The sequence below is a fragment of the Flavobacterium sp. genome (genome assembly GCF_052437795.1).
In the GTDB taxonomy this organism is placed as follows: Bacteria; Bacteroidota; Bacteroidia; order Flavobacteriales; family Flavobacteriaceae; genus Flavobacterium.
Map to the genome: position 1 here is coordinate 393,539 of NZ_JBQVPA010000001.1, position 25,950 is coordinate 419,488.

Here is a 25,950-nt window from a genome sequence, read left to right on the forward strand (position 1 = left end):
ATACGATTTTAGTTTGGGCCTGTAATAAAAAATGCCCCCGCTTTCGCAGGGGCATAACCCAAAAATAACGTGTGTGGCAATTATTGTTTTGTGAATTCCAGTGTGGCAGCAACAGAAACTACTTGCGTTTCGCCACCCACTGTAACTTCTACTTCGTAAAAATCGGGCACATAAGTTTTCAGCTTGTTCCCGGTCTTAGTCAGTTCAAGTTCGCTGCTTTCACCCTCTTCGTCCATTGCGGTTACGACTACAGAATTTCCATCAACGGCGTAGCTGCCTTCGGTTTCTGCTGTGTAGCATTCGTTGCCCAGCCATGGTGTGCTGATGAAATTTATAGCCTCATTGTTAGCTAAGAATTCGAAATATGTATCTTTCCAGCATTGGCCTGTTTCGGCAATAAGGTCTTTGGTGGCTGTACCGTCCTCATTACCGTCAAAAGCCTGATCCGTCGTGATCTTGGTAAGTTTCCATTTTCCGCTAAGGGCTACACTGTTTGAGCTGTCGTCGTCTGAACATGACATTGCCATAAGGGCTGTTGCTGCGAAAGCAACCATCGAAATTTTTTTCATTGTGATTGATTTGATTGATGATTAAAAAATTTATTAGCGAAAAACGATTTTGCAAGATGCGTGCCAAAAACTAAATTTACTTTAACTCTTTTACAAATATTTTTCTTGTTAATTCATACAGTACTGAATTTCAAATAATTGATTCGTTATTTAAATTTATTCTTTTTAAGCTCGGGTTTATTGCTTTGTATAAGTGAATGTTGCACCCCTGAAAAAAGAATCAGTATCGCCATTTTCACCATCTCCGGGAATATAAGGGTAAGTTCCACCCTCGGTTTCTTCCAATATTGCTGTAAGCGTATTGCCTGAACGTATATAAATAGCATCTTTATAGCCTCCCGGTTGTGAGATGGCATAATATGTAAAGGTAACCGTACTGCCTGCACCCTCATATTCGGTGGTTTCGGGTGTATTGGGTGTCTCAGACATGCAATTTGATGAAAACACAGCGTTTTCATCACTTTCAAAAACAATTGTTGAATTTTGGAGGCAGTCGCTTTCGTCAAGATAATTTTCGGATGCGGTACCATCGCCATTAAGGTCTTCAGGCTCACGGTTCAGGTTTACATAAGTAAGCCTCCACGTGCCGTCTAATGAGGCGGGAGTGTTGGAATTATCATGATCAGAACAGGAAATAGCCATAATAGCTGCAAAGGCGAGAAATGTAAATTTTTTCATGAGATTTTATATAGGTTATACCAAATCCAAACAAAATTTATACCAGTAATTTTCTTACTTATTCAGCTCCCAGCCATTTAATGCCTGTATCGCGTGGTGTGCCGTAAGGTCGAATTGGACCGGCACCATCGAGATATAGCCGTTGGCCAGCGCCCATTCGTCGGTATCCTCTCCATTGTCAAGGTTGACGAACTTGCCGCCCAGCCAGTAGTATTCGCGCCCCATCGGGTTGGTGCGCTTGTCGAAGCTCTCTACCCACATGGCCTTTGCCTGACGGCACACTTTTATCCCCCTGATGTCTTTTTCGCTGAGTTTGGGGAAGTTTACATTTAAGATAACACCTTCGGGCAGGCCATTTTCCAGTACCTGCTGCGCGATCTTTTTTATGAACGGCTTTACAGGCTCAAAATCGGCGTTCCAGTTGTAATCCAAAAGCGAGAACCCGATCGCGGGTATGCCTTCTATGCCCGCCTCTACCGCCGCGCTCATCGTTCCTGAATAGATCACATTGATCGAGGAATTCGACCCGTGGTTCACACCGCTCACACACAGGTCGGGCTTGCGCTTCAGTATCTCATTCACGGCAAACTTCACACAGTCTACGGGTGTGCCGCTGCAGGCGTATTCCTGGTCCACGTCGGGGTCAATGTCTATTTTATTGATGAAAAGCGTGCTGTTGATGGTTATGGCGTGGCCGGTCGCCGACTGCGGGCTGTCTGGAGCTACCACTACCACCTCGCCCAGTTCCTTCATTACGGCAATGAGCGCACGGATCCCCGGGGCAGAAATGCCGTCGTCGTTCGTAACTAATATCAGTGGTTTTTTCTTCACGGTGTGGCTAAATTAAAAATAAGTATCGTACTTTTACATTTGCTAAATTACGCAATTTCACAAAGAGTCACCAATGAAGTTTTTTGGCGATGAAGGAGGTTTGGCACGCTTTTTAATGTAGATTGTAATACGATAAAACTAATGAATGCCGTTATAAAGTTTATGAAGAGAAATTATAAAATACTGTTGTTCGTAGCGATACTGTCGGTAGCGCTATGGAGTTTCATGCCCGGAAAGCAGAAAAGTGTAAATGATCCTGAAAGGGACAGGGTGCTGTTGGAGCTTTTAACGTATGTGATCGAAAAGGGGCATTATGATCCTGCCAAAATAGATGATGCATTTTCAAAAGGTGTTTATAAAAGCTACCTGGAGCAGATCGACCCGTCTAAAAGATTCTTCATACAGTCTGATATCGACGAGTTCGCGAAATATGAAGACAAGATCGATGACATGATATTGGCGAAGGACCTTACATTCTTCGACCTTACCAATGCCCGTTTGCTGGAAAGGATCAAAGAAGCCGAAGGTTTCTACAAAGAGATACTTGCAAAGCCGTTCGACTTTAAAAAGGATGAGCAGTTCAGCGTTGATTATGAAAAGATGCCATATGTAAAGAGCGATAATGAACTGAAGGAGCGCTGGGAAAAACAGCTTAAATTATCAGTACTTTCTACCGTTACCGATAAAGAAAAGCTTCAGGAAGAGGTTGCTAAGAAAGATGCCGATAAAGGCAAAGCATTCGAGCCAAAGAAAAATTTTACCGAACTCGAGAAAGAAGCCCGTGAGTCGACCCTGAAGTCGCTTAACGATTATTTTTCTTTCATAAAAGACTTCAAGCGCGATGAGTGGTTCAGCATTTACCTGAATGCCATTGCCGAGCGTTTCGACCCGCATACCTACTATTTTGCGCCGGACGACAAGCAGAAATTTGATGATGGCATGAGGGGATCTATTGAAGGTATCGGCGCAAGGCTGCAAAAAAAAGGCGACTACATTGAGCTATCAGAGCTGATCCCGGGCGGACCTGCCTGGAGGGGCAAGGAGCTTGAACAGGGCGACCTGATCATGAAAGTAGCTCAGGGAACGGGAGACCCGGTTGACATTGCCGGTATGCGACTTGACGATGTGGTGAAGAAGATCAAAGGTAAAAAGGGTACCGAAGTACGCCTTACCGTGAAGAAAGTGGATGGCACGATAAAAGTAATACCAATCATCAGGGAGGTTGTGGAGTTAGAAGAGACTTACGCAAAATCGAGCGTGGTAAACAAGGATGGCAAGCTTTATGGCATCATCAACCTGCCAAAATTCTACATCGACTTCGAGAATAAAGACAGCCGCGATGCTGCCAAAGACGTTGCCATTGAGGTGGAAAGGCTGAAGCAGCAGGGTGTGGAAGGCATCATCATGGACCTTCGTGATAATGGAGGCGGTGCATTAAGGACCGTGGTAGACATGGCCGGGCTATTCATACAGGATGGGCCTATGGTACAGGTAAAATCGAGCGGCAAGAAAAAAGAAGTACTGGACGATAAAGATCCAAGGGTTCAGTGGGACGGCCCGCTGGTAGTGTTGGTAAACAATTTTTCGGCTTCGGCTTCAGAGATATTTGCCGCAGCCATACAGGATTACAACCGCGGCCTTATCCTTGGGAGCAAGCATACCTATGGTAAAGGAACGGTACAGAACATCATCGACCTGAACCAATTCGTACGCGACGACAGCTTTGGCGACCTTGGCGCATTAAAGACCACTACCCAAAAATACTACAGGGTTAATGGGGGTTCAGTACAAAGGGAAGGTGTTTACAGCGACATCATCATGCCCGACAGGTTCACCTACATCGACATGGGCGAGCGTGACACTGACAACGCCATGCCGTATGATAAGATCGATCCTGCAAACTACAAGCAGGTAAGGAACAACTTTGCAGGTGTTATTGCCAGCAGTAAAAAAAGGATCGCAGCCAACGCACAGTTTAAGCTGATGGATGATAATGCCAAGTGGGTAAATGCCAAAAAGGATGAAAATACCTTTAGCCTTAATGCGGATAAGTTCAAGGCTGAGGTCGTTAAGAACGAAGCAGCTACCAAGAAATTCAAGGCGCTTAACGATTATAAGAACAGCCTGAAGTTTGAAGCGCTTCCGTACGAAAAGGAGATCTTCAAAAAAGACCCATCGCTTGCTGAGAAAAAAGAAAGGTGGTACGAAAGCCTTTCAAAAGATATATATGTGGAAGAAGCGCTGAACATACTAAACGACATGCAGCCAAAGTCTTCAGGCAAGGCTGCTGCCAATGTGCAAAAGGCATCTCCTCAAAAAACTAAGTAACGGTTGATGGATAAGACAGATCAATCGCTTACAGGCTTAGCGCTCCAAAAGTTCAAACGGAACTTTTGGGGCGTTTTAAGTTTAGGGTTCATAGCGGTGCTTCTTTTCATTTCCATATTCGCCTACGTGCTGGCCCCCGATAAAACAAGGAATGCCAATTGGGGCGACCTTTCCATACATTCCCAGTCGCCGGGCTTCACAGTAACTATGCTGCATTTTCCTTCAGGACCCACAACATTTTCAGAATACTTTACCGGCAGGGAAACTACCGAGCAAAAGATACCTATCCTGGACTATGAACTTAAGGGCGATAGCCTGACCTACTACGAGTATACCGATGAGCCATCACTGGCGGTTTCCAAAACCATTCCGCTTTCATCATTCGGTAAAGGTGCAAAGGCTGAAACCTTTACCGATCGCTATATAAAGGAGCAAAAGTTCATACTTGGTACCGACAGCCAGGGGCGCGACCTGCTGAGCCGGCTTATCATCGGATCGAGGGTGTCTATTGCCATAGGTTTTGTGGCCGTATTCATCTCACTTGTAGTGGGGATATTCTTCGGGGCGATCGCAGGCTATTATGGCGGCAAGGTCGATGCCTTCGTTATGTGGCTGGTCAACATCATTTGGTCCATCCCTACGCTGCTGTTGGTCATAGCCATTACGCTTGCATTGGGCAAAGGCTTTTGGCAGGTATTCGTAGCGGTAGGATTAACCATGTGGGTTGAGGTGGCACGTGTGGTTCGCGGACAGGTGATGAGCATAAAACAAATGCAGTTCGTAACCGCCGCACGGGCTTTGGGCTATCGCAATTCGCGCATTATTTTTAACCACATACTTCCTAATAGCATGGCGCCGGTCATCGTGATATCAGCAGCCAATTTCGCTTCGGCCATTCTTGTAGAAAGCGGCCTGAGCTTCCTCGGCCTTGGCGCGCAGCCACCCATCCCAAGTTGGGGAGGCATGATAAAGGACCATTACAATTACATTATCCTCGGGAAGCCTTATCTCGCATTAGCTCCGGGAGTCGCGATGCTATTGCTGGTGCTTGCCTTCATGATGGTTGGTAATGCGCTGCGGGATGCGCTGGATGTGAAATCGGAATAATCAATGGGTAAATATTCAGAAATTGAACAGCAAACCCTTGATTTAGATTGGTTTTTTACCGATGGCAGTTACATTGGTTTTATAGCATCTGCCGGTGGATTACTGCCGAATGCAATTAATAAAGTAGATGATATGGACAGACTGGTGAAATTTTTCAGAAGTCTTCCCGACATTTCAGAAACCGACATTGTGGCAGAAGAAGAGAAATATCTTCAGGATTTTATTGGAATGTCCCGAAAAGGACTTTATTCATTTGATAAGGTAATACTTAACCAATTCGGTGATCCAAATTACCAGTTAGTAGTCAGGCCAAGGCAACAACTCCTACTTAAAGATTTGCCATTCGAAATAGCAGAAATTATTGGCCATACACTTAAATTCGTGCATATGAGCGAAATCGTAAGTATAAATGCATCACAGGATTTTTCCTGATTTCTTGAATAAATTTATTGCAATATGTGAGTCCTGCGCCTCTACGAAATGTTGATCAAGGGGATTTACGATATCCATAAGAAATCCGCGTCAAATCCGCCCAATCAGCGTCATCCGCGTTCCAAACTGAAAACTGCGACTGTGACTCTCAACTAAACTACCACTCATTCACCTTATTGGCATCCATTTTAATGAAAATGAACAGTAATATGGTAAATGCCCAAAGGCTTGAACCGCCATATGAGAAGAACGGCAGCGGTACACCAATGGTAGGGAACAGCTTTATAAGCATGGTGATGTTCACAAAAAAGTGCATGAACAGTATGGCCGCCACGCAATACCCATACGTACGGCTGAATTTGGATTTTTGCCGTTCGGCGAGGTAAATTATGCGGAGTAGTAACGTAATGAAAACCGCGATCACGACCAACGCTCCGGTAAAACCCCACTCTTCACCCACTGTGGTAAAAATGTAGTCGGTGTGCTGCTCGGGCACGAAGCCGCCCTTGGTTTGCGTACCCTCCAGCCAACCTTTTCCAAACCATCCGCCGGAGCCGATGGCTATCATCGACTGGTTGAGGTTATAGCCTTCGGCCTGTACATTTACGTCTTTATCAAAAAGTACATTGATACGGTCTTTCTGGTGATCTTCAAGCACGTTCTCATATACATAATCCACCGAAAATACGAAGCCGGATATTGCGACAAAGATAAGCGCCGAAAGGATGGGATTGCGATAGGCCCGGCGTGTAAGGATGTATTGTACAATAATGACTACAAAAGCTGCACCTACTATGAAATAGGGTTTTATGAGCAGGGACAGGAAGAACAGCAAAATGGCCACTGCACCTGTAAGCAGGTACCAGCCCGGCAATCCTTCGCGATAAAGCACCAGGAAGAAAGCCCCAAATATCATGGCGCTACCCGCATCAGGCTGCATCATGATAAGCATTACCGGGAAGATGATTATGGCAAAAGCAAGCAGCTGATGATTGACTTTGGAAAGGTTGATCTGTACGTCGCTGAGGTATTTTGAAAGTATCAGCGCAGTGCCGATCTTGGCAAATTCTGAAGGCTGCATACTGAAACCGCCAAACGAGTACCAGTTGGTTTGTCCTTTAATGGTCTTACCTGCCACAAAAAGCCCTGCAAGGAGCACTATGCCCAACCCATAGAATATGAGTGAGTACTTTTCGTATATCTTGGCATCCATGGTAAGCATGACAATGATTAGCGGTATGCCCGTAAGGATGAACATGATCTGCTTGCCGTAAATTTGGGTGATGTCAAACAGGGAGGTGGTCTTTTCAGGCAGGGAAGCCGAATAGATCGTCATCCACCCCATGATAACCAGTACAGCATATAGCAGTATGGTTATCCAGTCCAGATTATTGGTGACACCCTGATTTTTCATTTAATTGTTGATGCTAAATGGCTGCCCGCTAATTACCTTGGCATATTCGTCTTTCAGACCCTGCGTAAGCATTTTAGTTTCAAGGTCGGTACGCGTTATCGTGCCTTTGAGGTATTTTTCGATCATAAGGCTGGCGATAGGCCCTGCCCAGCGTGCGCCCCAGTAGCCATTTTCAACAAATACCGCAATAGCGATCTTAGGGTCATGGCGCGGTGCGAATGCCACAAATATAGAGTGGTCAGTAAGCTGCGTGCGCACACCATTGATCTTTGTAAAGTTCTCAGCCGTACCCGTTTTTCCACATATTTCGATGCCTTCCACGCGAACGCCACGGGCAGTACCCAGGTTGTATACATCGAATAATCCGTCGATAACGGGCTTAAAGTACTGCTTGTCAATGGTGGTGTAATGCTTTGTGGTAAACTTTTTGTCAATTGGCTTACCTTCGATCTTCTTAATGATGTGAGGCGTAAAATAATACCCTTCGTTAGCTATGGTAGCCATCATGTTCGCCAGTTGTATCGGTGTCATAGAGACCTCGCCCTGCCCAATGGAATTGGAAATTATGGTCGAACTCCTCCAACCACCATTGGGGTAAAAGCGCTTGTAGAATTTTGATGTGGGGATGTGGCCTCTCCTTCCCGGAGGAAGGTCATAACCCATGAAATCACCCAGCCCGAAACTTTTTAGGTGGTTGGCCCATGCATCTACACCAAATTCCGGTTTAGGGTATTTGTCGATCGAAAGCTTAAATACATTGGCAAAGTAAGCATTGCACGATTTGTAAATGCCGTTATGCAGTTGTATGGCGCCGCCCGGGCAGTGGCACTTCATGAATGCGCCGCGCCCGTACGAAAATCCGTGATGGCACATAAAAGTGCTGTTCTCATCGATAACCTCTTCCTGCAGGCCAATAAGTCCTGAAAGGATCTTAAAGGGTGACCCCGGCGGATATTCTGCCAAAAGCCCGCGATCGAACAATGGCTTGGCAATAGAGTCGTTGTATAGTGCCGTATAATTTTTTGAACGGTCTCGCCCCACAAGGACTGAAGGGTCATACGATGGTGCGGTGACCAGTGCCAGTATTTCCCCGGTTTTTGGTTCGATAGCCACGATGCCACCGCGCTTTTCAAACATGAGGGCTTCGCCATATTTCTGGAGTTCCCTGTCCAGTGTAAGGGTAATATCCTGTCCCTGTACCGCTATGGTATCATATATCCCTTCTTTGAACGAGCCTATCTCGCGGTTATCACGGTCTTTCTGGATATATTTTACGCCCTTTACGCCGCGCAGGTACTCTTCATACATTTCTTCCACGCCCTGCTTGCCAATGAGGTCGCCGCTTTTGTAATATGGATTTTTTTTGATAATGGCATCGTTTACCTGTGCGATGTACCCAAATACATTGGCACCCACATTGACCTGATAATCCCTTAGTGAACGCTTAACTATAGAGAAGCCCTTAAATCGTCGTATCTGTTCCTGGAAAGCAGCAAATTCACGCTTGCTCAGCTGTGGTAAAAAAATGGATGGAAGCTTAGGGCTGTAGGTCTTTGCCTTTTTAATGCGTTCGATGAAGTATTCTTTAGATACGTTCAGCAGCTTGCATACCTGTAGGGTGTCTGTACCGTTCTCCTTGTCCATTTCGCCGGGCGTGACCATGATGTCATAAGACGGCTGGTTGGCTACGAGCAGTTCACCCTTACGGTCGTAAATGTATCCCCTTTCCGGATATTCATAAACGATCTTAATGGCATTATTCTCTGACTTCTTGATGTAGGAGTCGTCGAGTATCTGCAGATAAAAAAGCCTTGCCACGATCAGCAGGGTTGCGGCAACTATCAGGGATGGCAATAATATCTTTCTCATTGTTTGGCCGGCTTAATGAGGTAAATTATAATGATGCAGGTTAGTAATGTAAATACGGTCGTTGCCAGTACACGGATCAAAGCATCCAGAATAAGGCTGAACCGGAATATCTCCAAAAGGTACAAAATTAAATGATGTGTTATGATACTGATCAGTATGAATGAGAACCTTTCGGGCGACATGCGGTCGTTTATCTTTACAGTTTGGTATTCGTAACTGACACCGAATGAGAATTTAAAGAATACCGGCCTCAGGTAAGCAAGGGTAACACAAGCTGTGGCATGCGCGCCTCCAGAATCCATGAACATGTCGAGTATCAGTCCCAGGAAAAATGATGAGACGAGTAATCCGGCCCTGTTGCCGTTTACCGGATACAGGAGGATGAACAGGATGTAAGGGTAGGGGTCTATATACCCGAACAGGTTAATGTTCTTGCATACCACCACCTGTAGCGCAAGCAAAAGGATAAACCTTACGATATTTATTATCACAGTACTATTCATCTACTTTTGTAGTCTCCTCCAGCTGTTTTATCTGTGCGCGGTCTTTGTTCTCTATTACATAAATGTGGCCAAGGCTGGTCATGTCGTTGAAGAGCTTTATTTCCAGTGTGTAGTAATTGGTCTTTTTATCCACATACACCTTTTCGATCTTCCCTACCGGTATGTTCTCCGGGAAAATGGTCGATTCGGCGCCGGTTACAATAGTGTCCCCTTTTACCACGGTTGCCAGTCTCGGTACGTCTACGAGTTGTGCAAATCCTGTATTTTTTCCGTTCCAGGTCAGCGTACCGAAGTGGTCGTTCTTCTTGATCTTTACAGGCAGCTTTAGCTTGCGGTTAAGGATGCTGATAACTGTAGCGTAATCCCTTGAAGTATTTTCTATTACGCCTATTATCCCAAGGCTGCTCACAACACCCATGTCTTTGGTGATGCCATCTTTACTGCCGCTGTTTATGGTCAGGTAGTTCTCTTTCTCGGTGTAGGAATTTTTGATGACTTTTGACTGGATCACCCTGTAGGGGCCTACGCCTGCCGGTACTTTTACCGGAGGTATGTTGGCTGTGTCCTGGGTATTGTACAAGAGTCTTTTCAGCTCGGCATTCTCAGAGGCAAGGGCTTCGTTTTGCGAACGGAGGTTCAGGTATTCTTCTACTTTGTTTATTTGCTCATACACGTAGCCTGTCATGGCGTTCGCCGAAGAGACCGCACGGCTCCTGTGGTAAGAATGTGACTGTATCGTCAGTGTTAAGGATATGCCCAAAAGCAGCAAAAACAGTAATAAGATACTGTTTTTAAATAAAAAATTAATTATTTGCTGCATGGATTACTACCTTTATTTTATGAGTATGCTCCTGAATTTTTGTATGTTTTTTAGTGCCATTCCCGTTCCCCTTACCACGGCCCTCAATGGGTCTTCTGCGATGTATACGGGAAGGTCGGTCTTTTGCGAGATCCTCTTGTCAAGGCCCCTTAGCATCGACCCACCGCCTGCAAGGTAAATACCTGTGTTGTAAATGTCGGCAGCGAGTTCGGGCGGGGTTTGAGAGAGTGTTTCCATTACTGCGTCCTCGATCCTCTGTATCGATTTGTCGAGCGCTTTAGCGATCTCGCGGTAGGATACGTCCACCTGCTTCGGCTTTCCTGTAAGCAGGTCACGCCCCTGTACCGACATTTCCTCCGGGGGCGACTCAAGGTCTTCTATGGCTGCCCCTATGGTGATCTTTATTTTTTCTGCAGTGCTTTCCCCAACAAAAAGGTTGTGCTGGGTCCTCATGTAGTATACAATGTCATTGGTAAACACGTCACCGGCGATCTTGACCGACTTGTCGCACACGATACCACCCAGTGCGATAACGGCGATCTCTGTAGTACCGCCGCCTATGTCTACGATCATGTTCCCTTTCGGCTGCATGATGTCTACGCCGATGCCAATGGCAGCTGCCATAGGTTCGTGGATAAGGTATACCTCCTTGCCATTCACCCTTTCGGCCGATTCCTTAACCGCGCGCATCTCCACTTCGGTAATGCCCGAAGGTATGCATATAACCATACGCAGGGCAGGGGTGAACAGTTTTTTCTTCAGTGCCGGGATGCTCTTGATGAACATGCTTATCATCTTTTCAGACGCGTCGAAGTCGGCAATAACACCATCCTTCAGCGGACGTATGGTCTTTATGTTTTCATGGGTCTTGCCCTGCATCATGTTGGCTTCCTTACCCACGGCAATTATCTTGCCGCTAACGCGGTCGCGTGCAACGATAGACGGGCTGTCTATCACTACTTTATCGTTATGGATGATGAGGGTATTTGCGGTACCAAGGTCGATCGCAATGTCCTCGGTCATGAAATCAAAAAATCCCATAATTGGTATACAGTATTAAGCGTTTGGGTATCTAATTAGTTTAAGCCTACAAAAGTAATAAAATTAATGTTTAAAATGACGGACACCCGTAAATACCATTGCAACATTATTTTCGTTGCAGTAGTTGATGCTCAGCTCGTCCTTTATCGACCCTCCCGGCTGTATTACGGCTGTGATCCCTGCCTGTTTGGCAATTTCCACGCAATCCGGGAACGGGAAAAAAGCATCGCTGGCCATTACGGCGCCGGTAAGGTCAAAACCAAAAGAATGTGCCTTCTCGATAGCCTGTTTCAGGGCATCCACGCGCGATGTCTGGCCGGTGCCCGAGGCAATGAGCTGCCCGTTCTTTGCAAATACTATCGTGTTCGATTTGGTATTCTTGCAGATCTTCGAGGCGAACAGCAGGTCTTCGGTCTCTTGTGTAGTAGGTGAAGTTATGGTAACGATAGTTAAGTGCTCTTTATTGTCGGTCACGTTGTCTTTATCCTGGACAAGCACTCCGTTCAGGCAGGTGCGCACGTTTTTTTGCGGAAGTTCCACATCATGCTGTACAAGGATGATCCTGTTCTTCTTTTCCTGCAGGATGGCTGTTGCGTCATCGTCATAGGCAGGGGCGATCACCACTTCGCAGAAAAGCTTAGTGATCTCTTCGGCAGCAGCCTTATCGATTTTCGCGTTCGAGATCAATACACCGCCAAAAGCCGAGGTCGGGTCGGCAGCAAGCGCGTCAAGATAAGCCTCTTTTACAGTTGGCCTTGTAGCCAGTCCGCAGGCGTTGTTGTGCTTTAGTATCGCAAAAGTAGGCCCATCATTCCTAAATTCGTTCACAAGGTTAACAGCAGCGTCCACGTCCAGTAAATTGTTGTACGAAAGTTCCTTGCCGTGCAGCTTGGTGAACATTTTATCGAAATCGCCAAAGAACCAGCCTTTTTGGTGCGGGTTCTCGCCATAGCGAAGGGTTTGCCCATTGGCAACACTTTGCTTATAAATGGCTTCGTCAGTATTGAAATAGTTGAAGATGGCAGTGTCATAATGCGACGAGGTGTGGAATGCCTTAGTAGCGAACATCCTGCGTTCTTCTAAAGTGGTACCGCCATTATTAGTATTGAAAGTATCAAGGAAAAGGGAATAATCCTCTACAGAAGATACGATCACAGTGTCTTTAAAATTCTTTGCTGCGGCACGGATCAGCGATATGCCCCCGATGTCGATCTTCTCAATAATGTCGGCTTGTGATGCGCCCGAAGCTACCGTTTTTTCGAAAGGATAAAGATCAACGATAACCAGGTCGATCTGCGGGATCGCATATTCTTTCATTTCCTGAACATCGCTTTCGTTGTCCTGGCGGTTCAGTATGCCGCCAAATACTTTCGGGTGGAGTGTCTTTACCCTTCCACCCAGGATAGAAGGATAGGATGTGATGTCTTCAACAGGCACTACGGGTATGCCAAGGTCTTTTATGAATGATTCGGTACCTCCTGTAGAATAGAGTGTTACCCCATATTCGTGTAGCTGTTTTACAATAGGCTCAAGTCCTTCTTTGTCAAATACTGATATCAGTGCCGATGAAATTTTTTTTGTGCTCATGTAGTTGTGTGTTTTTGAAGTTGCAAAAGTAGCTATTGTACACGGTACATTAAATGCGTAGTTACCCAAAATTTCATCATTTTTTAAAAATTTATTGGTATTGGCACACGGGGTTTTTAAAAAATTGCAGAATTTTACACAAGCCAATATTTTAAGTATGCTGCTCTACCTCCGATTGCTCAAAGAAAGCCTTGCCTTCGCTATGAACGCGCTAAGGAATAACATGCTACGCACCTTCCTTTCGCTGCTTGGCGTAACTGTAGGTATATTCTCCATCATTGCCGTATTGGCCGCGGTGGATTCCCTTGACAGGAAGATCAAGGAAGACATGAGCAGTGTAGATAAAAATACCATGTACCTAAAGCGGTTCTCCTTCGGGCCCTCAGATGTGCCGAGGTGGAAGCGTGAGCAATTCCCTGATGTAACATACGAGGAATACCAATATTTAAAAGGGGCTGTACCATCAGCGCAGGCCATGGCGTTCCAGATCTTTACAAAAACTGAGACGGTACGCTACAACGACCAGTCGGCAAGCAATATCAATATGGTACCGGTATCGTACGAATTCGTCGATATCCAAAGCGTAAAGATAGGGGAGGGCCGTTTTTATACCGAATCAGAATCGAATGCGGGCAGTGCTGTGGTGGTCATTGGTTACGAGGTCGCACAGAAGCTTTTTGGCAACGATAATCCTTTGGAGAAGCAGGTGCGCATTTACGGACGGAAAATGACCGTGATAGGTGTGATGGAAAAGCAGGGTTCGGGATCGCTGGGTATGCCAAGCAATGATACTACCATATTTTTTCCTGTGAATTTTTTACGAAAAATGTATGGTGACCATAATGATTTCATGACCCCGGTCATTATCATCAAGCCACAGCCGGGCGAGGAGGCCGAAGCTGTAAAAGCCGATGTGACGCAAAAGCTAAGGAGCCACAGGGGCGTAAAAAGCGGCGAGATCGATAATTTCAGCATCGACATCCTTTCGGGCTTTACCGAAATGATCGATCAGATGATAGGCATGATGAATATGATCGGCTGGATCATCAGTGGGTTTTCGTTGCTTGTGGGTGGTTTTGGCATAGCCAATATCATGTTCGTTTCTGTAAAAGAACGTACCAATCTTATAGGTATCCAAAAAGCGTTGGGAGCAAAAAACAAGTTCATCCTTTTCCAATTCCTTTTTGAGGCGGTTATCCTGTCGGTCATAGGCGGCCTTTTGGGGATGGCAATGGTTTGGGGTATTACGGTAGTGCTAAGCAAGGCGCTCGATTTTGAGTTTGTGCTCGGGTTGGGCAATATCCTTATCGGTACGGGAGTGTCAACACTTATCGGGCTCATATCAGGTATCCTTCCTGCCATCGCTGCTTCAAGGCTGGATCCGGTAGAAGCTATCCGGAGCGGGATGTAAAAAATGGCGATACGGCAATGCCCCCAATACCGTATCGCCGGATAAAATTAAAAACAATTACAAAATGTAATTGACATAAAAAGAATATACCTATTGCATCATATATTCATATACAAATGAACTTCATTTTACAGGCTGTAATGCAATTTCAGGTATAGACAAACCATCGACAAAAGATCCGTTCACGTTGTTTTTTATACATTTCACGACATGCTATATAGATATAGTGTTGATCTTCTTCCTGTGAGAAAGTAATTGTTTGTAGGAATGTTTTTATATAAAACGATAGTATAATAAAAGATCCCATGGTTTTACTTCCATGGGATCTTTTATTTGAATAACTCTTTACTTAACGTATCGGCCCGTTCTGTATCAGGTCAAGGTACAGGTTAATCTTGTCCTTCAGCTCTTTCCTTGGGGTAATAAAATCCAGGAAGCCGTGCTCCAAAACGAATTCGGCTGTTTGGAAACCTTCAGGTAGCTCTTTACCGGTAGTGTCTTTTACAACCCTTGGGCCTGCAAAACCTATCAGTGCTCCCGGCTCTGAAATGTTCACATCGCCCAGCATTGCATACGAAGCCGTTGTGCCACCCGTTGTCGGGTCGGTACATAGTGAAATGTATGGTATGCCCGCGTCTGCCAGCTGTGCTAGCTTAGCCGAAGTTTTGGCCAGCTGCATTAATGAGTAAGCAGCCTCCATCATCCTTGCGCCTCCGGATTTTGATATCATCAGGAAGGGTATCCTATTCTTTATAGAGTGATCGATCGCACGCGCGATCTTTTCGCCCACCACGGCACCCATCGATCCGCCGATGAACGCGAAGTCCATACAGGCGATAACAATGTCTTTACCTTTTGATTTGCCTACAGCTGTCCTTACGGCATCTTTTAGCTTTGTCTTCTCCATGGCATCCTTAAGGCGATCACCATATTTTTTCGTGTCAACAAACTTCAGGGTATCCTTGGAGGTAATGTCCTTGTCCAGTTCCTTAAACTCGTTATCGTCAAAAAGGATGTTGAAATATTCCTTGCTGCCTATCCTTACGTGGTAGCCATCTTCGGGGCTAACGTAAAAGTTGCGGGCAAGCTCATCTGCATCTACGATCTTGCCCGTAGGCGATTTGTACCATAATCCTTTGGGAACGTCCTTTTTATCTTCAGTCGCTGTCGTGATCCCTTTTTCCGTTCTTTTAAACCAGGCCATATCTATTTGGATTTATTGGTTGTCGGTTGTCGGTTGCCGGACATCAAAGCCATCAACTGTCAACCAGCAACCATCAACTATAATGTATTAACGTTGTTCAGGTCGGCAAAAGCCTGCTCGAGCCTCTTGTTGAAAGTCACCTCGCCTTCACGGACCCATTTCCTTGGGTCGTAGTGCTTTTTGTTCGGCGACTCAGCACCATCAGGGCTGCCTATCTGTGTTTTAAGGTAATCTATTTTGCCCACCATATAATCACGGATACCCTCCGTAAAAGCGAACTGCAGGTCGGTATCGATGTTCATTTTGATAACACCATAAGAGATGGCTTCCCTGATCTCCTCAAGCGTTGAACCTGATCCGCCGTGGAATACAAAATCTACAGGGTTAGGGCCGGTGCCGAATTTCTGCTGTACATACTCCTGTGAGTTTTTCAGGATCTTCGGTGTAAGCTTCACGTTACCCGGCTTGTAAACACCGTGTACGTTCCCAAATGCTGCCGCAATGGTAAATTTGTCAGATACTTTACTAAGTTCTTCGTACGTATGTGCTACTTCTTCCGGCTGAGTGTATAGTTTTGAGCTGTCAACATCAGAGTTGTCCACACCGTCTTCCTCACCACCTGTAATGCCCAGTTCTATCTCAAGGGTCATGCCCATTTTGCTCATCCTCTTGAGGTACTCCACGCATATCTCGATGTTCTCTTCAAGTGGCTCTTCCGAAAGGTCCAACATGTGAGAACTGAACAGTGGCTTACCTGTTTCTGCAAAGTGCTTTTCGCTGGCATCAAGAAGGCCGTCTACCCACGGAAGCAGGTTTTTGGCACAGTGGTCAGTATGTAAGATAACAGTCGCGCCATAGGCTTCTGCTAATGTATGGATGTGTTTCGCACCTGCAATGGCCCCAAGGATGGAAGCCTGCTGGCCGTCGTTGCTAAGGCCTTTACCCGCGTTAAAAGCCGCACCGCCGTTAGAGAACTGGATGATAACAGGGGCTTTAAGCTTTGCCGCTGTTTCAAGAACGCCATTGATAGTGCTCGATCCGGTAACGTTTACTGCCGGAAGGGCAAAACCTTTCTCCTTGGCATATTTGAATATCTCCTGAACCTGGTCTCCGGTGGCTACCCCGGGCTTAATGTTATGGGCCATTGTTTTTGGGTTTAAAAAATTGATTTACAAAAATAGTGTTTTTATTTTGAGACAATTGAAATTTTGGAGAAATATGAAGGCGGGGTATATGCAGCGATATTTTTAAATGAATCTGTCAGGACATTATTTCTTATAAATCCGGTCTTTTATGAGTTTTAAAAGTTTTGGAGAATCCTCTTTTTGCTGTCCATTTACCATAATTCCAAAATATTCACCCATGCAAATGGTGTCGCTCTGAGCACCGTGATGATATAGAATTCTGATTCTCGTATCGATTGTGTTATTTTTTTCAGGCTCTTGAAGATTATTGTATAATAATGAAAATTCTTCAGTGAAGCCGATATCATCAATGACAACTTTTTCTACGCTGACTGAGCCGTTTTCCATCAGCGCGTGGCATGGAATACTCATTGCGGTCATACTATTCTGTTTCATATGATATATAAGAAGATGTCTTTCCTCTTTTTTACATGAAAAGAGAAATAACATTGTTACTATCGCCAATAGCCATTTCATCTTAAAAAGGATAATTTATCCCCACATTAAATACGCTTTTACTGAAATTGTATTCCTTAAACCAGCGTTCCCCTTCCTCTTTGCCCGGATTATAAGTCTTGAAGCCGACATCAAATCGAAGTACGAAGAAATTAAAGTCGTAGCGGAAGCCAACGCCCGTTCCCAATGCCAGGTCTTCAAAAGATTTGAGCCCGTTGAAAGTGTAATCAGAATCGTCCACCTCGTCCCAAATGTTCCAGATGTTACCAACGTCGCCAAATATTGCCCCGTTCAGTTTCCCGAAAATATTAAAGCGGAGTTCAGCGCTATAGGCCATTTTAAGGTTGGCTTCGTTAAAGTCGTTGAGCCCGCCACTTCGTCCCGGCCCGAGTGAATACGACTGCCACGCACGGTTGTCGTTAGATCCACCCGCAAAATAGCTTCGGGCGAACGGTATGGAGGTCGAGTTGCCATACGGCACAGCCAACCCGAAGAATGCACGCATGGCCAATACCTTGCCGCGGCGCAGGTCGAAGTGTTTTATGAAATCTAGCTCACCCTTTATGTATTGCGAATACTGCACATCAAAGATCGTCCTGTTGCCAACCGGTATATCCTTATTTTCAGTCATTAGCGGCGAAAGGAGCGACAGTAGCCCGCCGGCACTTTCTGCTTTCGTTTTAAAAATGAAAAAAGTGTTGTCGGTAAGCCCTTCTTTGGTGCTTGTGGTGTAGGTAAAGTTGGTCGAGAAAATAAGGTTGTTCTCGGTAAGCCTGTCGCGACGTTCCTCGATACGGCTGATGTTGCGTTCGTCTTCCGGTGATACGGTAACTATCGCGGGTGTTGCCAATACATCGTTGATGAATCCGTTGGTGCCCGATTCTATGATCAGTTCCCCATTTGTGCCAGGGGTGGACTGATCCCTAAAATAGACCGGGTTTACCTGCGAGGCATATTCATTGGCATAACCGTTCAGTCTTTCGTACGATGACTGGTATACGTTGAAGTAGTTCTCGGCATTTACATTGCGAATGTATTGAATATTAAACAGGTCGAGCTTTGCCGAACGCGATCTCCAGCGATCTGTCCTTTTGGGAGTCCAGTTGTAAGTAAGGACACCTGTAAAATTTTCTTTGTCAAGGCCAATATTACGCTGTCTGCTGATGCCAAAGCTCATTAGGGTAGACGGGATCATTTCCTTCGGGATGATCTTCTCGGTATTGAATGGGAAAAAGATGCGCGGGAAGGTTAGCTTCACGTCGGCACCATACTCCAGTATGTTAAAGAACGAGCGATCCTGAATGGCCTGGTCGCGCGACGAACCGATGTTGCCCCTCGTAGTAAGCTCAAGTATCTCCGCACCCTTAAAGATGTTCCGGATGGACAGCCCGAGGCTTCCCTGAATACCAAAGTCCTGTATGTTAGAATGTGTAAAGTCGGCGCTGGGTGTGAATCGGAATTTCTTCCTGGGGTTCAGGTAAATATTACTTATAAGTGATGAACCTGTCGGGTCGTCAGGATCTTCTACATACTGTATCGTTGGGTAGTTGAATACCCTAAGGTTACTCAGGTATCGCGATGTGAGGACCCTGCGATAATCGGCAAACGTACTTCCTGGAGTAATGAATATCGCATCGGTAAGCGCTTCCGGCCTGTAGTTCAGCTTGCCCATGCTGTACAGGTTAAAGCCATTGTAGCTCACACTGTCCACTGCCTGGTCGGCACTCGTAGGGTTCTTGGTATATATGTTTACCTTACTGATCTTATAAAGCCTGAACGGCCTCACAAAAGTGGAGTCGCCACGCCGCACGGTCTCGTTGTCAATGATGAGGTCTACATTGGCTTTGTAATTGTTCCCCACAGTGTCGAGAACATACGAAATATTATTCTGCTGGAAAGTATAAGCCCCGTTATTACGGAACAAACTGGTAATGCGTTCCCTCTCTGCGGTGAAATTGGTTTCCGTATACTGGTCGCCTTTCCTGATCTGAGATTTCGCGCGGTTAGTTGTATAAAGGGTGTCGAGTGCCGGAGTTTCTATAAACGTGGCTATCGAATCGAGTATGTAGGGTTTACCGGTCACTACATTGTAGTTTACCTGTGCTTTTTTGTTTTCCAGTGTATCGATGGTGTAGGTGACCTTCGATCTGAAATACCCTTTTTTGTAATAGTAGGCGAAAAGACGGTTGCGTGATTTTTTTACGCGGTTGAGGTCAACGATAACTGGCGGCTCCCCGGTTTTCTTGGCAAAATTACTAAAGCCTGATACGAAAAAGGAGTTGCCCAGCCGCTGTACCTGCTTTTCCGATAATGTCCTGGTCAGGAAATTATGCCATCCCGGGTTTTTAACCAGCCATGCCTGGTAGGAGGAGTCGGCATCCTTATTGGCGAGGTTGTAAATGTTCAGCCTGATGTGCCATCCCAGAACGTCGGTGTTGGGCAGCTGGTACATTTGCGCCTTGTGGTCGTCGTCATTATTTTCCTCGCCGTTTACGTTAATATCGTTTTTCTTTAAAAGGTGCTTGCCGTCCGGAACGTTCTTTACGAGCGAACACGAATACAAAACCCAACCCGATAAGATAATTAATGCTATTTTTGTTGTTATATTTTTCAAGGCTCTTGCGGCAAATGGTAATTCAAAAATACATTTTTTATGGTTAGCAAAAACCAAATTAAAACAATAACGGGCTTACAGCAAAAAAAATACAGAAAGCTGCACAATTTGTTCTTTGCCGAAGGCATAAAGGTAGTACAGGAATTGCTGAATTCCAATTTTGAATTGCAGCAGCTTTTTACCACAGAAGACATTTTTAAGGGTATAGCAAAGAATAAGATCGAGATCATTACCGATGCCGAGCTCAAAAAGATAAGCGCACTCACTACACCAAATACCTGTCTGGCATTATTTTCAATACCTGAAGAGAAGCCAATTGCACGAACCGGCCTTATTGTTGCGCTTGACGACATACGTGATCCCGGCAATCTCGGTACCATCATTCGCCTGTGCGACTGGTTTGGCATTGCGCACCTGGTATGTTCCGAAAATTGTGTAGATGCCTATAATCCAAAAGTTGTCCAGGCAACTATGGGTTCATTGAGCCGTGTGAATGTGGTTTATACCAATCTGGCTGATCATTTGTCGAAAACAAAACTTCCTGTTTTCGGCACCTTCATGGATGGTGAGAATATTTATGCAGGAACACTCCCTAAAGACGGCATTATCGTAATGGGTAATGAAGCCAACGGAATTTCTGAAGCAATTGAGCAATTGGTCACCAATAAGATCGCGATCCCCCGTTTTGGCAACCTCCAGCTTACCGAAAGTCTCAATGTAGCTACAGCGGCAGCCATTACACTAAGTGAGTTCAGAAGAGGTTTGTCATCCTGACGGAGAACAATGTATGAAGGGTGATCGGTAGGGCTTTGAAATTCTTCCTGCGTCAGAATGAAATATCTGCTTAATCCAGGTTTTTGTTTTAGTGGAAAGTAAAGTTCACGAAGATCCCCCTTGTTTTCATAGACGCCACATTCCCGGTATAAGGGCTATCAGGATCTTTGTCCCTTACAAGCTCATCATCAAGGCTAAATACCCCGCGTATGGAAGGTGAGAATTTGAAATATTCAAAGTACAGGTCAACGCCTACACCAAGCTCATAATTGTTCGTCCAGGTTTTCATCCTGAAGTTACCACCCGTGATGTTGTCATCCTGTGCATCTTCGTTACTGCCAAGGTTCCATGAGCGCGAAAAACCGCCCACCAGGTACGGCCTTACGTTCCCTGTCCTTTTAGAAGAGAATTTTAGCAGCAGTGGAAAATGGATATAGGTCGACTTTACTTCCCTCTCATTATCTACAAGCCCCTCCTGATGGTATTTCAGGTTGCGCTGCGTGTAATACAGTCCGGGCTCAAACCTAAGGTCGATATATTCGAACAGGCGCAGGTTGCCCACGAGGCCTACATTGAAGCCGGTAGTGCGCTGTACTTCGATATCTATGCCTGGGTTGGCTTTATAGTCAAATTTAAAGTCATAGCTGTTAAAGCCAAGGAAATAGCCCCAGTGCACGCGCTGCTTGTCAAAGTTCTCCAGGTTGATGATCGGGTCGCTGCCAAACACGTTGGTGCCGAACTGGGCATGGCTTGCAAGGCCCGAAAAAAGGAGTATGTATAAAAAGAGTTTCTTCATTTTAATGTTTTGAAGCCGAATAAATGGTTGCCACACCCATGGTCTGTGGCAGATCTTTAACCTCTATAAACCCAACTTTTCGTAAAATATTGTTCAGTGCCTCGCCGTGAGGGAAAACTGATGCCGATTCGCTAAGGTAGGCATACGCCGAACGGTCTTTTGAGAACAGCCTGCCGATAGCCGGAAGGATGAATTTACTGTAAAATTTATAACCCTGTTTAAATGGGAATTTCGTGGGCACCGATGTTTCCAGTATTACGAAAATGCCGCCCGGCTTAAGTACGCGCAGTATCTCGGCAATGCCTTTTTCGAGGGTCTCGAAATTACGCACGCCAAAAGCAACGGTTATCGCATCGAAATGGTTTTCTGCAAAAGGAAGGTTCTCACTGTCGCCATATACCAGCTTTATCCTGCCATCAAGGTTTTTTTCGGCCACTTTCTTACGGCCTACCTCCATCATGCCTTCGGATATGTCGGCACCGATTATTTCGTTAGCATTGGTTTGCGCCATCAGTATGGCAAGGTCGCCCGTCCCGGTGGCAATGTCCAATATGCGTTGTGGGTTTTTGGCGGCAACCATCTTCAGGACCTTTTTCCTCCATTTTACGTCGATGCCAAAGGAGATAACGCGGTTAAGCCCATCGTAATTACCCGATATGGTATCAAACATCTGCGCGACCTGCTCCTTCTTCCCGAGGCCCGAATCTTTGTATGGCGTAACTTCTTGTGACATTGCTTTTATTTACGGCGCAAAGATAGAATAAGTTTTGTTAATGGGGAGTTATAGTTGACTTAGTGTATATGTCATTTGAATTCAGGAAATATAATTTTTACTATTTCTTCAAATTCAGCATCTTGAATGGGTTTGTTTTTTAGGTATTCGTCCCATTTCTTAATGAATGTACCTTTCGTGTCTAACTTTCTAATTTCTACATATCGATTATAAAAAGTCATTGCATGCAAGATTATATCACCACTTTCACGATAATGTTGAATTGCATTATTTATAACTCCCAATAGATTTGGAAAGTTGAAGTGGTACGGTTTACCTTGCTTAAAAGATAAAATGGTAAATATTTCCCTGTTTTTTGATAAAGCTTTTTCAAATAATTTTTCATCATTAAGTATAACAGCTAATCTTAAATATGTCCATTTATCAAGATCTGAAACCTGTTTTACTTTTTTATGTAAGTCTAAAACAAACCTATTGTCTTCAGGTTTAATTTTATATCCTCTTGAGAACAAACTTCTGATGTTTTCAATGAAAAAAATTTTATTATCTTCAAAATATCTTCTCGCTAATTCAATAAATATAGTTGATTGGGATTTGTCATATGAATTGACTTCGCATTCAAGTTGCCTTGTATTTATAAGATAAAGCGAAAAATTATCTTTAGAGTGATCTTTTAGTAAATCATTTATTAGCGTTGATTTATTAGAGCCAACCACTTCAGAAATATTAAGATTATCTTTCAAATATCTTAATTCATCCTGATTTAATTTACTCGGAACACTCATTCCTGTAAAATAATTTACAGAACAATCAATATAATACTTTTTAAATTCAACTATATATTTATCAATTTGCTCTTTTTTCCAAATGTTCATAGACTTGATAAATGAATTAACTTTTCAAATTTAAAATAAATTATGAAAGAGCCATATCATACAAATCAAATCCCTCCGCCCAGTAATCTTTCACAACCGGGACTTTAAGCTTAAATCCCAACTTCTCATAAAATGGATAAACAAGTTGTGTGGTACGCACGCCAATTTCGGTCACGCCCAATTTTTGCATCTCTGCGATCCTGAATTTCGCTAAAGCGCTGCCAATACCCTTGCCCTGTGCTTCAGGATGGATGATATCCCACGACAACACACCGCGCTTGCCATTAGGTGTGCGGTTAAACCCGCCGCAGCCCATAATAGTGCCATCGATCTCCACGACATAATAATGGTCGATGTGGTTGGCCAGGTAATCCATGAGGTCGGCTTCTTCGCTTTCCGCGAAATATTGGGGTGTATTGAGTCGCAGCAGTTCCAGAATTGCAGGGTCATCGGAAGGAGAGTAGGAATAGATTCTCATGGTTCTTCAACTTCTGCCGGAGGGTCTTCAAATTGACTAAATTTTTTAATGAATGCTCTCAATTTGTCATTGTCAAGTTCGAAGTCTTTTGTAATAACATTATTCTCGCATAATGCAAAAATCAGCTCGTCGCGGCCAGCGATTTTTTCATTATAAAACTGCTGTTCGATACTATCTTTTATTGTAAGGAACCGTATCCTGCAGGTAAAATCTGCTGCACTTGAAGGTGTAATTTCCCCATAGATTAGATAGTTGCCTTTACGATCCTGTATAACAAATTTATTTTCTTTTCGGGCATAATTAAAAGCATGCTGATTGTTAAGGATTATCTTGTTTGCTTCAAACTTTATTTCTGTTATAATTTTCGTTTCCTTTTGTTGTGCTTTTGCAGAATTAACTCCCACAGCAAGGAATAACACAGTGATAATAAATTTTATAGCTTTCATATTAATTGTTATATATGTTTTATCCACGTTTGAAACGCCATAACATACGCATGCTTTTCATCTTTCGGATGAAAAATTTCCTCTGCCAGCTCCCATTTAGCCAAATCGATTTCCGGAAAAAAAGCATCGGCCTCGGGAGATATGCCATACACGCGGGTCAGCTCCACTTTGTCTGCCCTCTCAATGGATTGCTTATAGATCTCCCCGCCTCCTATCACAAAAACCTCTTCATCCTGTGGGCAGGAAGCAATGGCTTCGTCAAGGCTGTTAACGATAATACAGCCTTCGGCGGTAAAATCCTTTTGGCGCGTAATGATGACGTGCGTACGGTTGGGTAGCATTCCGGGCAGGCTTTCAAAGGTCTTGCGGCCCATGACCATGTAGTGGCCGGTGGTAAGCTGCTTAAAACGCTTAAAGTCGTCCGGCAGGTGCCATATCATTTGGTTGTCTTTGCCAAGTGCATTGTTCTCCGCAGCGGCGGCAATGAGGGTAAGGGTCATTATTGGGGAATATTGTTATCTTTTTCTATCTTCTTTTCGAGTTGGGCAATGCGACGCTCCTGGCGGGCTACCAATTTGGTGATCTGTTCCTGTTCCCATTTTTTGTTGATGAAGCTCTCGGTGACGAATACCTTGATGAAATGCATCACAAAAATGAATGCCCATGCGGTTATCGCCCAAAGGTACCAGTCGTCCTGCGGGTCAACATCCAGGCATTTGTTGATGATATAAAAGAAGATACTGCATACAAAAAACAGTATGAAGTGGAAGTACACGCGTTTTTTGTCCCTAACACGTTTCCGGGCATATTCATAAAGTTCCTGCTGACTTGGTTCCATAGATCCTGTTTTAGGAAACTAAAGATAGCAAAATATTTTAAACTGCCACTGCTCCTTTAATATGTGGATGCGGATCGTAGTTCTCCAGTGTGAAATCCTCAAATTTAAAATCGAAGATATTCTTCACTTCCGGGTTAAGCCTCATCACAGGCAATGGCCTTGGGTCACGGCTGAGCTGCAGTTCCAGCTGCTCGATGTGGTTATTGTAAATGTGCGCATCCCCGAACGTATGTACGAAATCACCGGGCTGCAGATCACAAACCTGTGCGATCATCAGTGTTAGCAACGCGTAGGAGGCAATATTGAACGGAACACCCAAAAAGATGTCCGCACTCCTTTGGTAGAGTTGACAGGAAAGTTTGCCATCGGCAACATAGAATTGGAAAAACGCATGGCACGGCGGCAGTGCTACCTTTCCATTGGCTACATTATCGGCAAATGATATGGAAGTGTCCGGCAGCACGCTTGGGTTCCATGCCGAAATGAGCATCCTGCGGCTGTTGGGGTTGGTTTTCAGGGTTTCGATGAGTTCGGTGATCTGGTCGATCTCCTTGTCGTCCCAATTGCGCCATTGGTGGCCGTACACCGGACCAAGGTTTCCATCCTCGTCGGCCCAGTCGTCCCATATCTTAACGCCATTCTCTTTGAGGTAGCCGATGTTGGTCTCGCCTTTCAGGAACCAAAGCAATTCATGTATTATCGACTTAAGGTGCAGTTTTTTGGTAGTGACCAATGGGAATCCCTCACTAAGATCAAATCGCATCTGGTACCCGAACACACTTATCGTGCCCGTACCCGTGCGGTCGCCTTTTTGGTTACCATTCTCTAAAACGTGCTTTACTAAGTCTAAATACTGCTTCATATCGGCCCCCTAACCCCCAAAAGGGGGAATTTTATCGTTAAAAATAATATTTTTCGTTCTCAAAATCTCAGCGCTCCAATTGGATTCTCCCTTTGGGGGT

General features: G+C 44.8%; 26 protein-coding genes. 5 read left to right on the forward strand and 21 right to left on the reverse strand.

All coding sequences use genetic code 11. The features are described 5' to 3' along the window. Positions 1 to 80: 80 nt before the first annotated feature. The 3 genes from ACT6R0_RS01865 to surE form a co-directional block, all read right to left on the reverse strand. A complete protein-coding gene (locus ACT6R0_RS01865) occupies positions 81 to 569 on the reverse strand; it encodes a lipocalin family protein (RefSeq protein WP_444650773.1) in 489 nt (162 codons plus the stop codon). Between the two features lie 177 nt (positions 570 to 746). Beyond that, positions 747 to 1,247 carry a lipocalin family protein gene (locus tag ACT6R0_RS01870; protein ID WP_444650775.1) on the reverse strand — a complete coding sequence of 167 codons (501 nt, stop codon included), beginning with the start codon at positions 1,245 to 1,247 and terminating at the stop codon, positions 747 to 749. Between the two features lie 54 nt (positions 1,248 to 1,301). Next, positions 1,302 to 2,078, reverse strand: coding sequence for a 5'/3'-nucleotidase SurE (gene surE / locus ACT6R0_RS01875; RefSeq protein ID WP_444650777.1), 777 nt, complete (start codon positions 2,076 to 2,078; stop codon positions 1,302 to 1,304). Between the two features lie 141 nt (positions 2,079 to 2,219). On the opposite strand from surE, the gene ACT6R0_RS01880 reads away from it, so the two are divergent. From ACT6R0_RS01880 to ACT6R0_RS01890, 3 genes are read left to right on the forward strand one after another with little or no spacing between them, the layout of a single operon-like run. After that, positions 2,220 to 4,406 (forward strand): carboxy terminal-processing peptidase, encoded by a 2,187-nt coding sequence (locus ACT6R0_RS01880; protein WP_444650778.1) that lies wholly within the window; start codon positions 2,220 to 2,222, stop codon positions 4,404 to 4,406. Positions 4,407 to 4,412: 6 nt separating this feature from the next. Next, positions 4,413 to 5,513, forward strand: a complete 1,101-nt coding sequence (locus ACT6R0_RS01885; protein ID WP_444650780.1) for an ABC transporter permease — start codon at positions 4,413 to 4,415, stop codon at positions 5,511 to 5,513. A gap of 3 nt (positions 5,514 to 5,516) precedes the next feature. Continuing rightward, positions 5,517 to 5,945, forward strand: a complete 429-nt coding sequence (locus ACT6R0_RS01890; protein WP_444650781.1) for a hypothetical protein — start codon at positions 5,517 to 5,519, stop codon at positions 5,943 to 5,945. A gap of 157 nt (positions 5,946 to 6,102) precedes the next feature. Here ACT6R0_RS01890 and rodA read toward each other — a convergent pair whose 3' ends face one another. From rodA to purH, 6 genes are all read right to left on the reverse strand, one after another. Next, complete coding sequence (gene rodA, locus ACT6R0_RS01895; protein ID WP_444650783.1) at positions 6,103 to 7,359, reverse strand: rod shape-determining protein RodA; 1,257 nt, start codon at positions 7,357 to 7,359, stop codon at positions 6,103 to 6,105. Continuing rightward, positions 7,360 to 9,228, reverse strand: a complete 1,869-nt coding sequence (gene mrdA, locus ACT6R0_RS01900) for a penicillin-binding protein 2 (RefSeq protein ID WP_444650785.1) — start codon at positions 9,226 to 9,228, stop codon at positions 7,360 to 7,362. Then, positions 9,225 to 9,731, reverse strand: a complete 507-nt coding sequence (locus ACT6R0_RS01905; protein ID WP_444650787.1) for a rod shape-determining protein MreD — start codon at positions 9,729 to 9,731, stop codon at positions 9,225 to 9,227. Before ACT6R0_RS01905 ends, mrdA begins: the two co-directional genes overlap by 4 nt. After that, the gene (gene mreC / locus ACT6R0_RS01910) at positions 9,724 to 10,551 is read right to left on the reverse strand and encodes a rod shape-determining protein MreC (RefSeq protein ID WP_444650788.1); all 828 of its coding nucleotides are present in this window, start codon (positions 10,549 to 10,551) and stop codon (positions 9,724 to 9,726) included. Before mreC ends, ACT6R0_RS01905 begins: the two co-directional genes overlap by 8 nt. A 12-nt stretch (positions 10,552 to 10,563) precedes the next feature. Continuing rightward, entirely contained in the window at positions 10,564 to 11,592 is a 1,029-nt protein-coding gene (locus tag ACT6R0_RS01915; RefSeq protein ID WP_444650790.1) for a rod shape-determining protein, read from the reverse strand. A gap of 63 nt (positions 11,593 to 11,655) precedes the next feature. Next, positions 11,656 to 13,179, reverse strand: coding sequence for a bifunctional phosphoribosylaminoimidazolecarboxamide formyltransferase/IMP cyclohydrolase (gene purH, locus ACT6R0_RS01920; protein WP_444650792.1), 1,524 nt, complete (start codon positions 13,177 to 13,179; stop codon positions 11,656 to 11,658). Positions 13,180 to 13,336: 157 nt separating this feature from the next. On the opposite strand from purH, the gene ACT6R0_RS01925 reads away from it, so the two are divergent. After that, the gene (locus ACT6R0_RS01925) at positions 13,337 to 14,590 is read left to right on the forward strand and encodes an ABC transporter permease (RefSeq protein WP_444650794.1); all 1,254 of its coding nucleotides are present in this window, start codon (positions 13,337 to 13,339) and stop codon (positions 14,588 to 14,590) included. A 349-nt stretch (positions 14,591 to 14,939) separates the two neighbouring features. On the opposite strand, the gene accD is transcribed toward ACT6R0_RS01925, so the two are convergent. The 4 genes from accD to tamL form a co-directional block, all read right to left on the reverse strand. Beyond that, positions 14,940 to 15,794, reverse strand: a complete 855-nt coding sequence (gene accD, locus ACT6R0_RS01930; RefSeq protein WP_444650796.1) for an acetyl-CoA carboxylase, carboxyltransferase subunit beta — start codon at positions 15,792 to 15,794, stop codon at positions 14,940 to 14,942. Positions 15,795 to 15,871: 77 nt separating this feature from the next. After that, on the reverse strand, positions 15,872 to 16,939 hold the full coding sequence (fbaA, locus tag ACT6R0_RS01935; protein ID WP_444650798.1) for a class II fructose-bisphosphate aldolase: 1,068 nt from the start codon (positions 16,937 to 16,939) through the stop codon (positions 15,872 to 15,874). Between the two features lie 123 nt (positions 16,940 to 17,062). Beyond that, on the reverse strand, positions 17,063 to 17,359 hold the full coding sequence (locus ACT6R0_RS01940; RefSeq protein ID WP_444650800.1) for a hypothetical protein: 297 nt from the start codon (positions 17,357 to 17,359) through the stop codon (positions 17,063 to 17,065). Between the two features lie 97 nt (positions 17,360 to 17,456). Further along, complete coding sequence (gene tamL / locus ACT6R0_RS01945; protein ID WP_444650802.1) at positions 17,457 to 20,048, reverse strand: translocation and assembly module lipoprotein TamL; 2,592 nt, start codon at positions 20,046 to 20,048, stop codon at positions 17,457 to 17,459. Between the two features lie 39 nt (positions 20,049 to 20,087). On the opposite strand from tamL, the gene ACT6R0_RS01950 reads away from it, so the two are divergent. After that, positions 20,088 to 20,822 carry a TrmH family RNA methyltransferase gene (locus ACT6R0_RS01950; RefSeq protein ID WP_444650804.1) on the forward strand — a complete coding sequence of 245 codons (735 nt, stop codon included), beginning with the start codon at positions 20,088 to 20,090 and terminating at the stop codon, positions 20,820 to 20,822. An 88-nt stretch (positions 20,823 to 20,910) separates the two neighbouring features. Here ACT6R0_RS01950 and porT read toward each other — a convergent pair whose 3' ends face one another. From porT to ACT6R0_RS01990, 8 genes are all read right to left on the reverse strand, one after another. Then, positions 20,911 to 21,618, reverse strand: coding sequence for a type IX secretion/gliding motility protein PorT/SprT (gene porT, locus ACT6R0_RS01955; protein WP_444650806.1), 708 nt, complete (start codon positions 21,616 to 21,618; stop codon positions 20,911 to 20,913). A gap of 1 nt (position 21,619) precedes the next feature. Then, a complete protein-coding gene (gene ubiE / locus ACT6R0_RS01960; RefSeq protein ID WP_444650807.1) occupies positions 21,620 to 22,351 on the reverse strand; it encodes a bifunctional demethylmenaquinone methyltransferase/2-methoxy-6-polyprenyl-1,4-benzoquinol methylase UbiE in 732 nt (243 codons plus the stop codon). Between the two features lie 71 nt (positions 22,352 to 22,422). Continuing rightward, positions 22,423 to 23,226 carry a DUF7829 domain-containing protein gene (locus ACT6R0_RS01965; protein WP_444650809.1) on the reverse strand — a complete coding sequence of 268 codons (804 nt, stop codon included), beginning with the start codon at positions 23,224 to 23,226 and terminating at the stop codon, positions 22,423 to 22,425. 40 nt (positions 23,227 to 23,266) lie between these two features. After that, on the reverse strand, positions 23,267 to 23,704 hold the full coding sequence (locus tag ACT6R0_RS01970) for a GNAT family N-acetyltransferase (RefSeq protein WP_444650811.1): 438 nt from the start codon (positions 23,702 to 23,704) through the stop codon (positions 23,267 to 23,269). Beyond that, entirely contained in the window at positions 23,701 to 24,150 is a 450-nt protein-coding gene (locus tag ACT6R0_RS01975; protein WP_444650813.1) for a hypothetical protein, read from the reverse strand. Before ACT6R0_RS01975 ends, ACT6R0_RS01970 begins: the two co-directional genes overlap by 4 nt. 8 nt (positions 24,151 to 24,158) lie before the next feature. Continuing rightward, positions 24,159 to 24,650: a dihydrofolate reductase gene (locus tag ACT6R0_RS01980; protein WP_444650814.1), complete on the reverse strand. Its 492-nt coding sequence runs from the start codon at positions 24,648 to 24,650 to the stop codon at positions 24,159 to 24,161. Then, positions 24,650 to 24,988, reverse strand: a complete 339-nt coding sequence (locus ACT6R0_RS01985) for a 2TM domain-containing protein (RefSeq protein ID WP_444650816.1) — start codon at positions 24,986 to 24,988, stop codon at positions 24,650 to 24,652. Before ACT6R0_RS01985 ends, ACT6R0_RS01980 begins: the two co-directional genes overlap by 1 nt. Positions 24,989 to 25,025: 37 nt before the next feature. Further along, on the reverse strand, positions 25,026 to 25,850 hold the full coding sequence (locus ACT6R0_RS01990; RefSeq protein ID WP_444650818.1) for a thymidylate synthase: 825 nt from the start codon (positions 25,848 to 25,850) through the stop codon (positions 25,026 to 25,028). Positions 25,851 to 25,950: the final 100 nt, after the last annotated feature.

Coding starts and splice junctions, on each gene's coding strand:
- ACT6R0_RS01865 (WP_444650773.1), bottom strand. CDS start 569: ATGAAAAAAATTTCGATGGTTGCTTTCGCAGCAACAGCCCTTATGGCA.
- ACT6R0_RS01870 (WP_444650775.1), bottom strand. CDS start 1,247: ATGAAAAAATTTACATTTCTCGCCTTTGCAGCTATTATGGCTATTTCC.
- ACT6R0_RS01880 (WP_444650778.1), top strand. CDS start 2,220: ATGAATGCCGTTATAAAGTTTATGAAGAGAAATTATAAAATACTGTTG.
- ACT6R0_RS01885 (WP_444650780.1), top strand. CDS start 4,413: ATGGATAAGACAGATCAATCGCTTACAGGCTTAGCGCTCCAAAAGTTC.
- ACT6R0_RS01890 (WP_444650781.1), top strand. CDS start 5,517: ATGGGTAAATATTCAGAAATTGAACAGCAAACCCTTGATTTAGATTGG.
- rodA (WP_444650783.1), bottom strand. CDS start 7,359: ATGAAAAATCAGGGTGTCACCAATAATCTGGACTGGATAACCATACTG.
- mrdA (WP_444650785.1), bottom strand. CDS start 9,228: ATGAGAAAGATATTATTGCCATCCCTGATAGTTGCCGCAACCCTGCTG.
- ACT6R0_RS01905 (WP_444650787.1), bottom strand. CDS start 9,731: ATGAATAGTACTGTGATAATAAATATCGTAAGGTTTATCCTTTTGCTT.
- mreC (WP_444650788.1), bottom strand. CDS start 10,551: ATGCAGCAAATAATTAATTTTTTATTTAAAAACAGTATCTTATTACTG.
- ACT6R0_RS01915 (WP_444650790.1), bottom strand. CDS start 11,592: ATGGGATTTTTTGATTTCATGACCGAGGACATTGCGATCGACCTTGGT.
- purH (WP_444650792.1), bottom strand. CDS start 13,179: ATGAGCACAAAAAAAATTTCATCGGCACTGATATCAGTATTTGACAAA.
- ACT6R0_RS01925 (WP_444650794.1), top strand. CDS start 13,337: ATGCTGCTCTACCTCCGATTGCTCAAAGAAAGCCTTGCCTTCGCTATG.
- accD (WP_444650796.1), bottom strand. CDS start 15,794: ATGGCCTGGTTTAAAAGAACGGAAAAAGGGATCACGACAGCGACTGAA.
- fbaA (WP_444650798.1), bottom strand. CDS start 16,939: ATGGCCCATAACATTAAGCCCGGGGTAGCCACCGGAGACCAGGTTCAG.
- ACT6R0_RS01940 (WP_444650800.1), bottom strand. CDS start 17,359: ATGACCGCAATGAGTATTCCATGCCACGCGCTGATGGAAAACGGCTCA.
- ACT6R0_RS01950 (WP_444650804.1), top strand. CDS start 20,088: ATGGTTAGCAAAAACCAAATTAAAACAATAACGGGCTTACAGCAAAAA.
- porT (WP_444650806.1), bottom strand. CDS start 21,618: ATGAAGAAACTCTTTTTATACATACTCCTTTTTTCGGGCCTTGCAAGC.
- ubiE (WP_444650807.1), bottom strand. CDS start 22,351: ATGTCACAAGAAGTTACGCCATACAAAGATTCGGGCCTCGGGAAGAAG.
- ACT6R0_RS01965 (WP_444650809.1), bottom strand. CDS start 23,226: ATGAACATTTGGAAAAAAGAGCAAATTGATAAATATATAGTTGAATTT.
- ACT6R0_RS01970 (WP_444650811.1), bottom strand. CDS start 23,704: ATGAGAATCTATTCCTACTCTCCTTCCGATGACCCTGCAATTCTGGAA.
- ACT6R0_RS01975 (WP_444650813.1), bottom strand. CDS start 24,150: ATGAAAGCTATAAAATTTATTATCACTGTGTTATTCCTTGCTGTGGGA.
- ACT6R0_RS01980 (WP_444650814.1), bottom strand. CDS start 24,650: ATGACCCTTACCCTCATTGCCGCCGCTGCGGAGAACAATGCACTTGGC.
- ACT6R0_RS01985 (WP_444650816.1), bottom strand. CDS start 24,988: ATGGAACCAAGTCAGCAGGAACTTTATGAATATGCCCGGAAACGTGTT.
- ACT6R0_RS01990 (WP_444650818.1), bottom strand. CDS start 25,850: ATGAAGCAGTATTTAGACTTAGTAAAGCACGTTTTAGAGAATGGTAAC.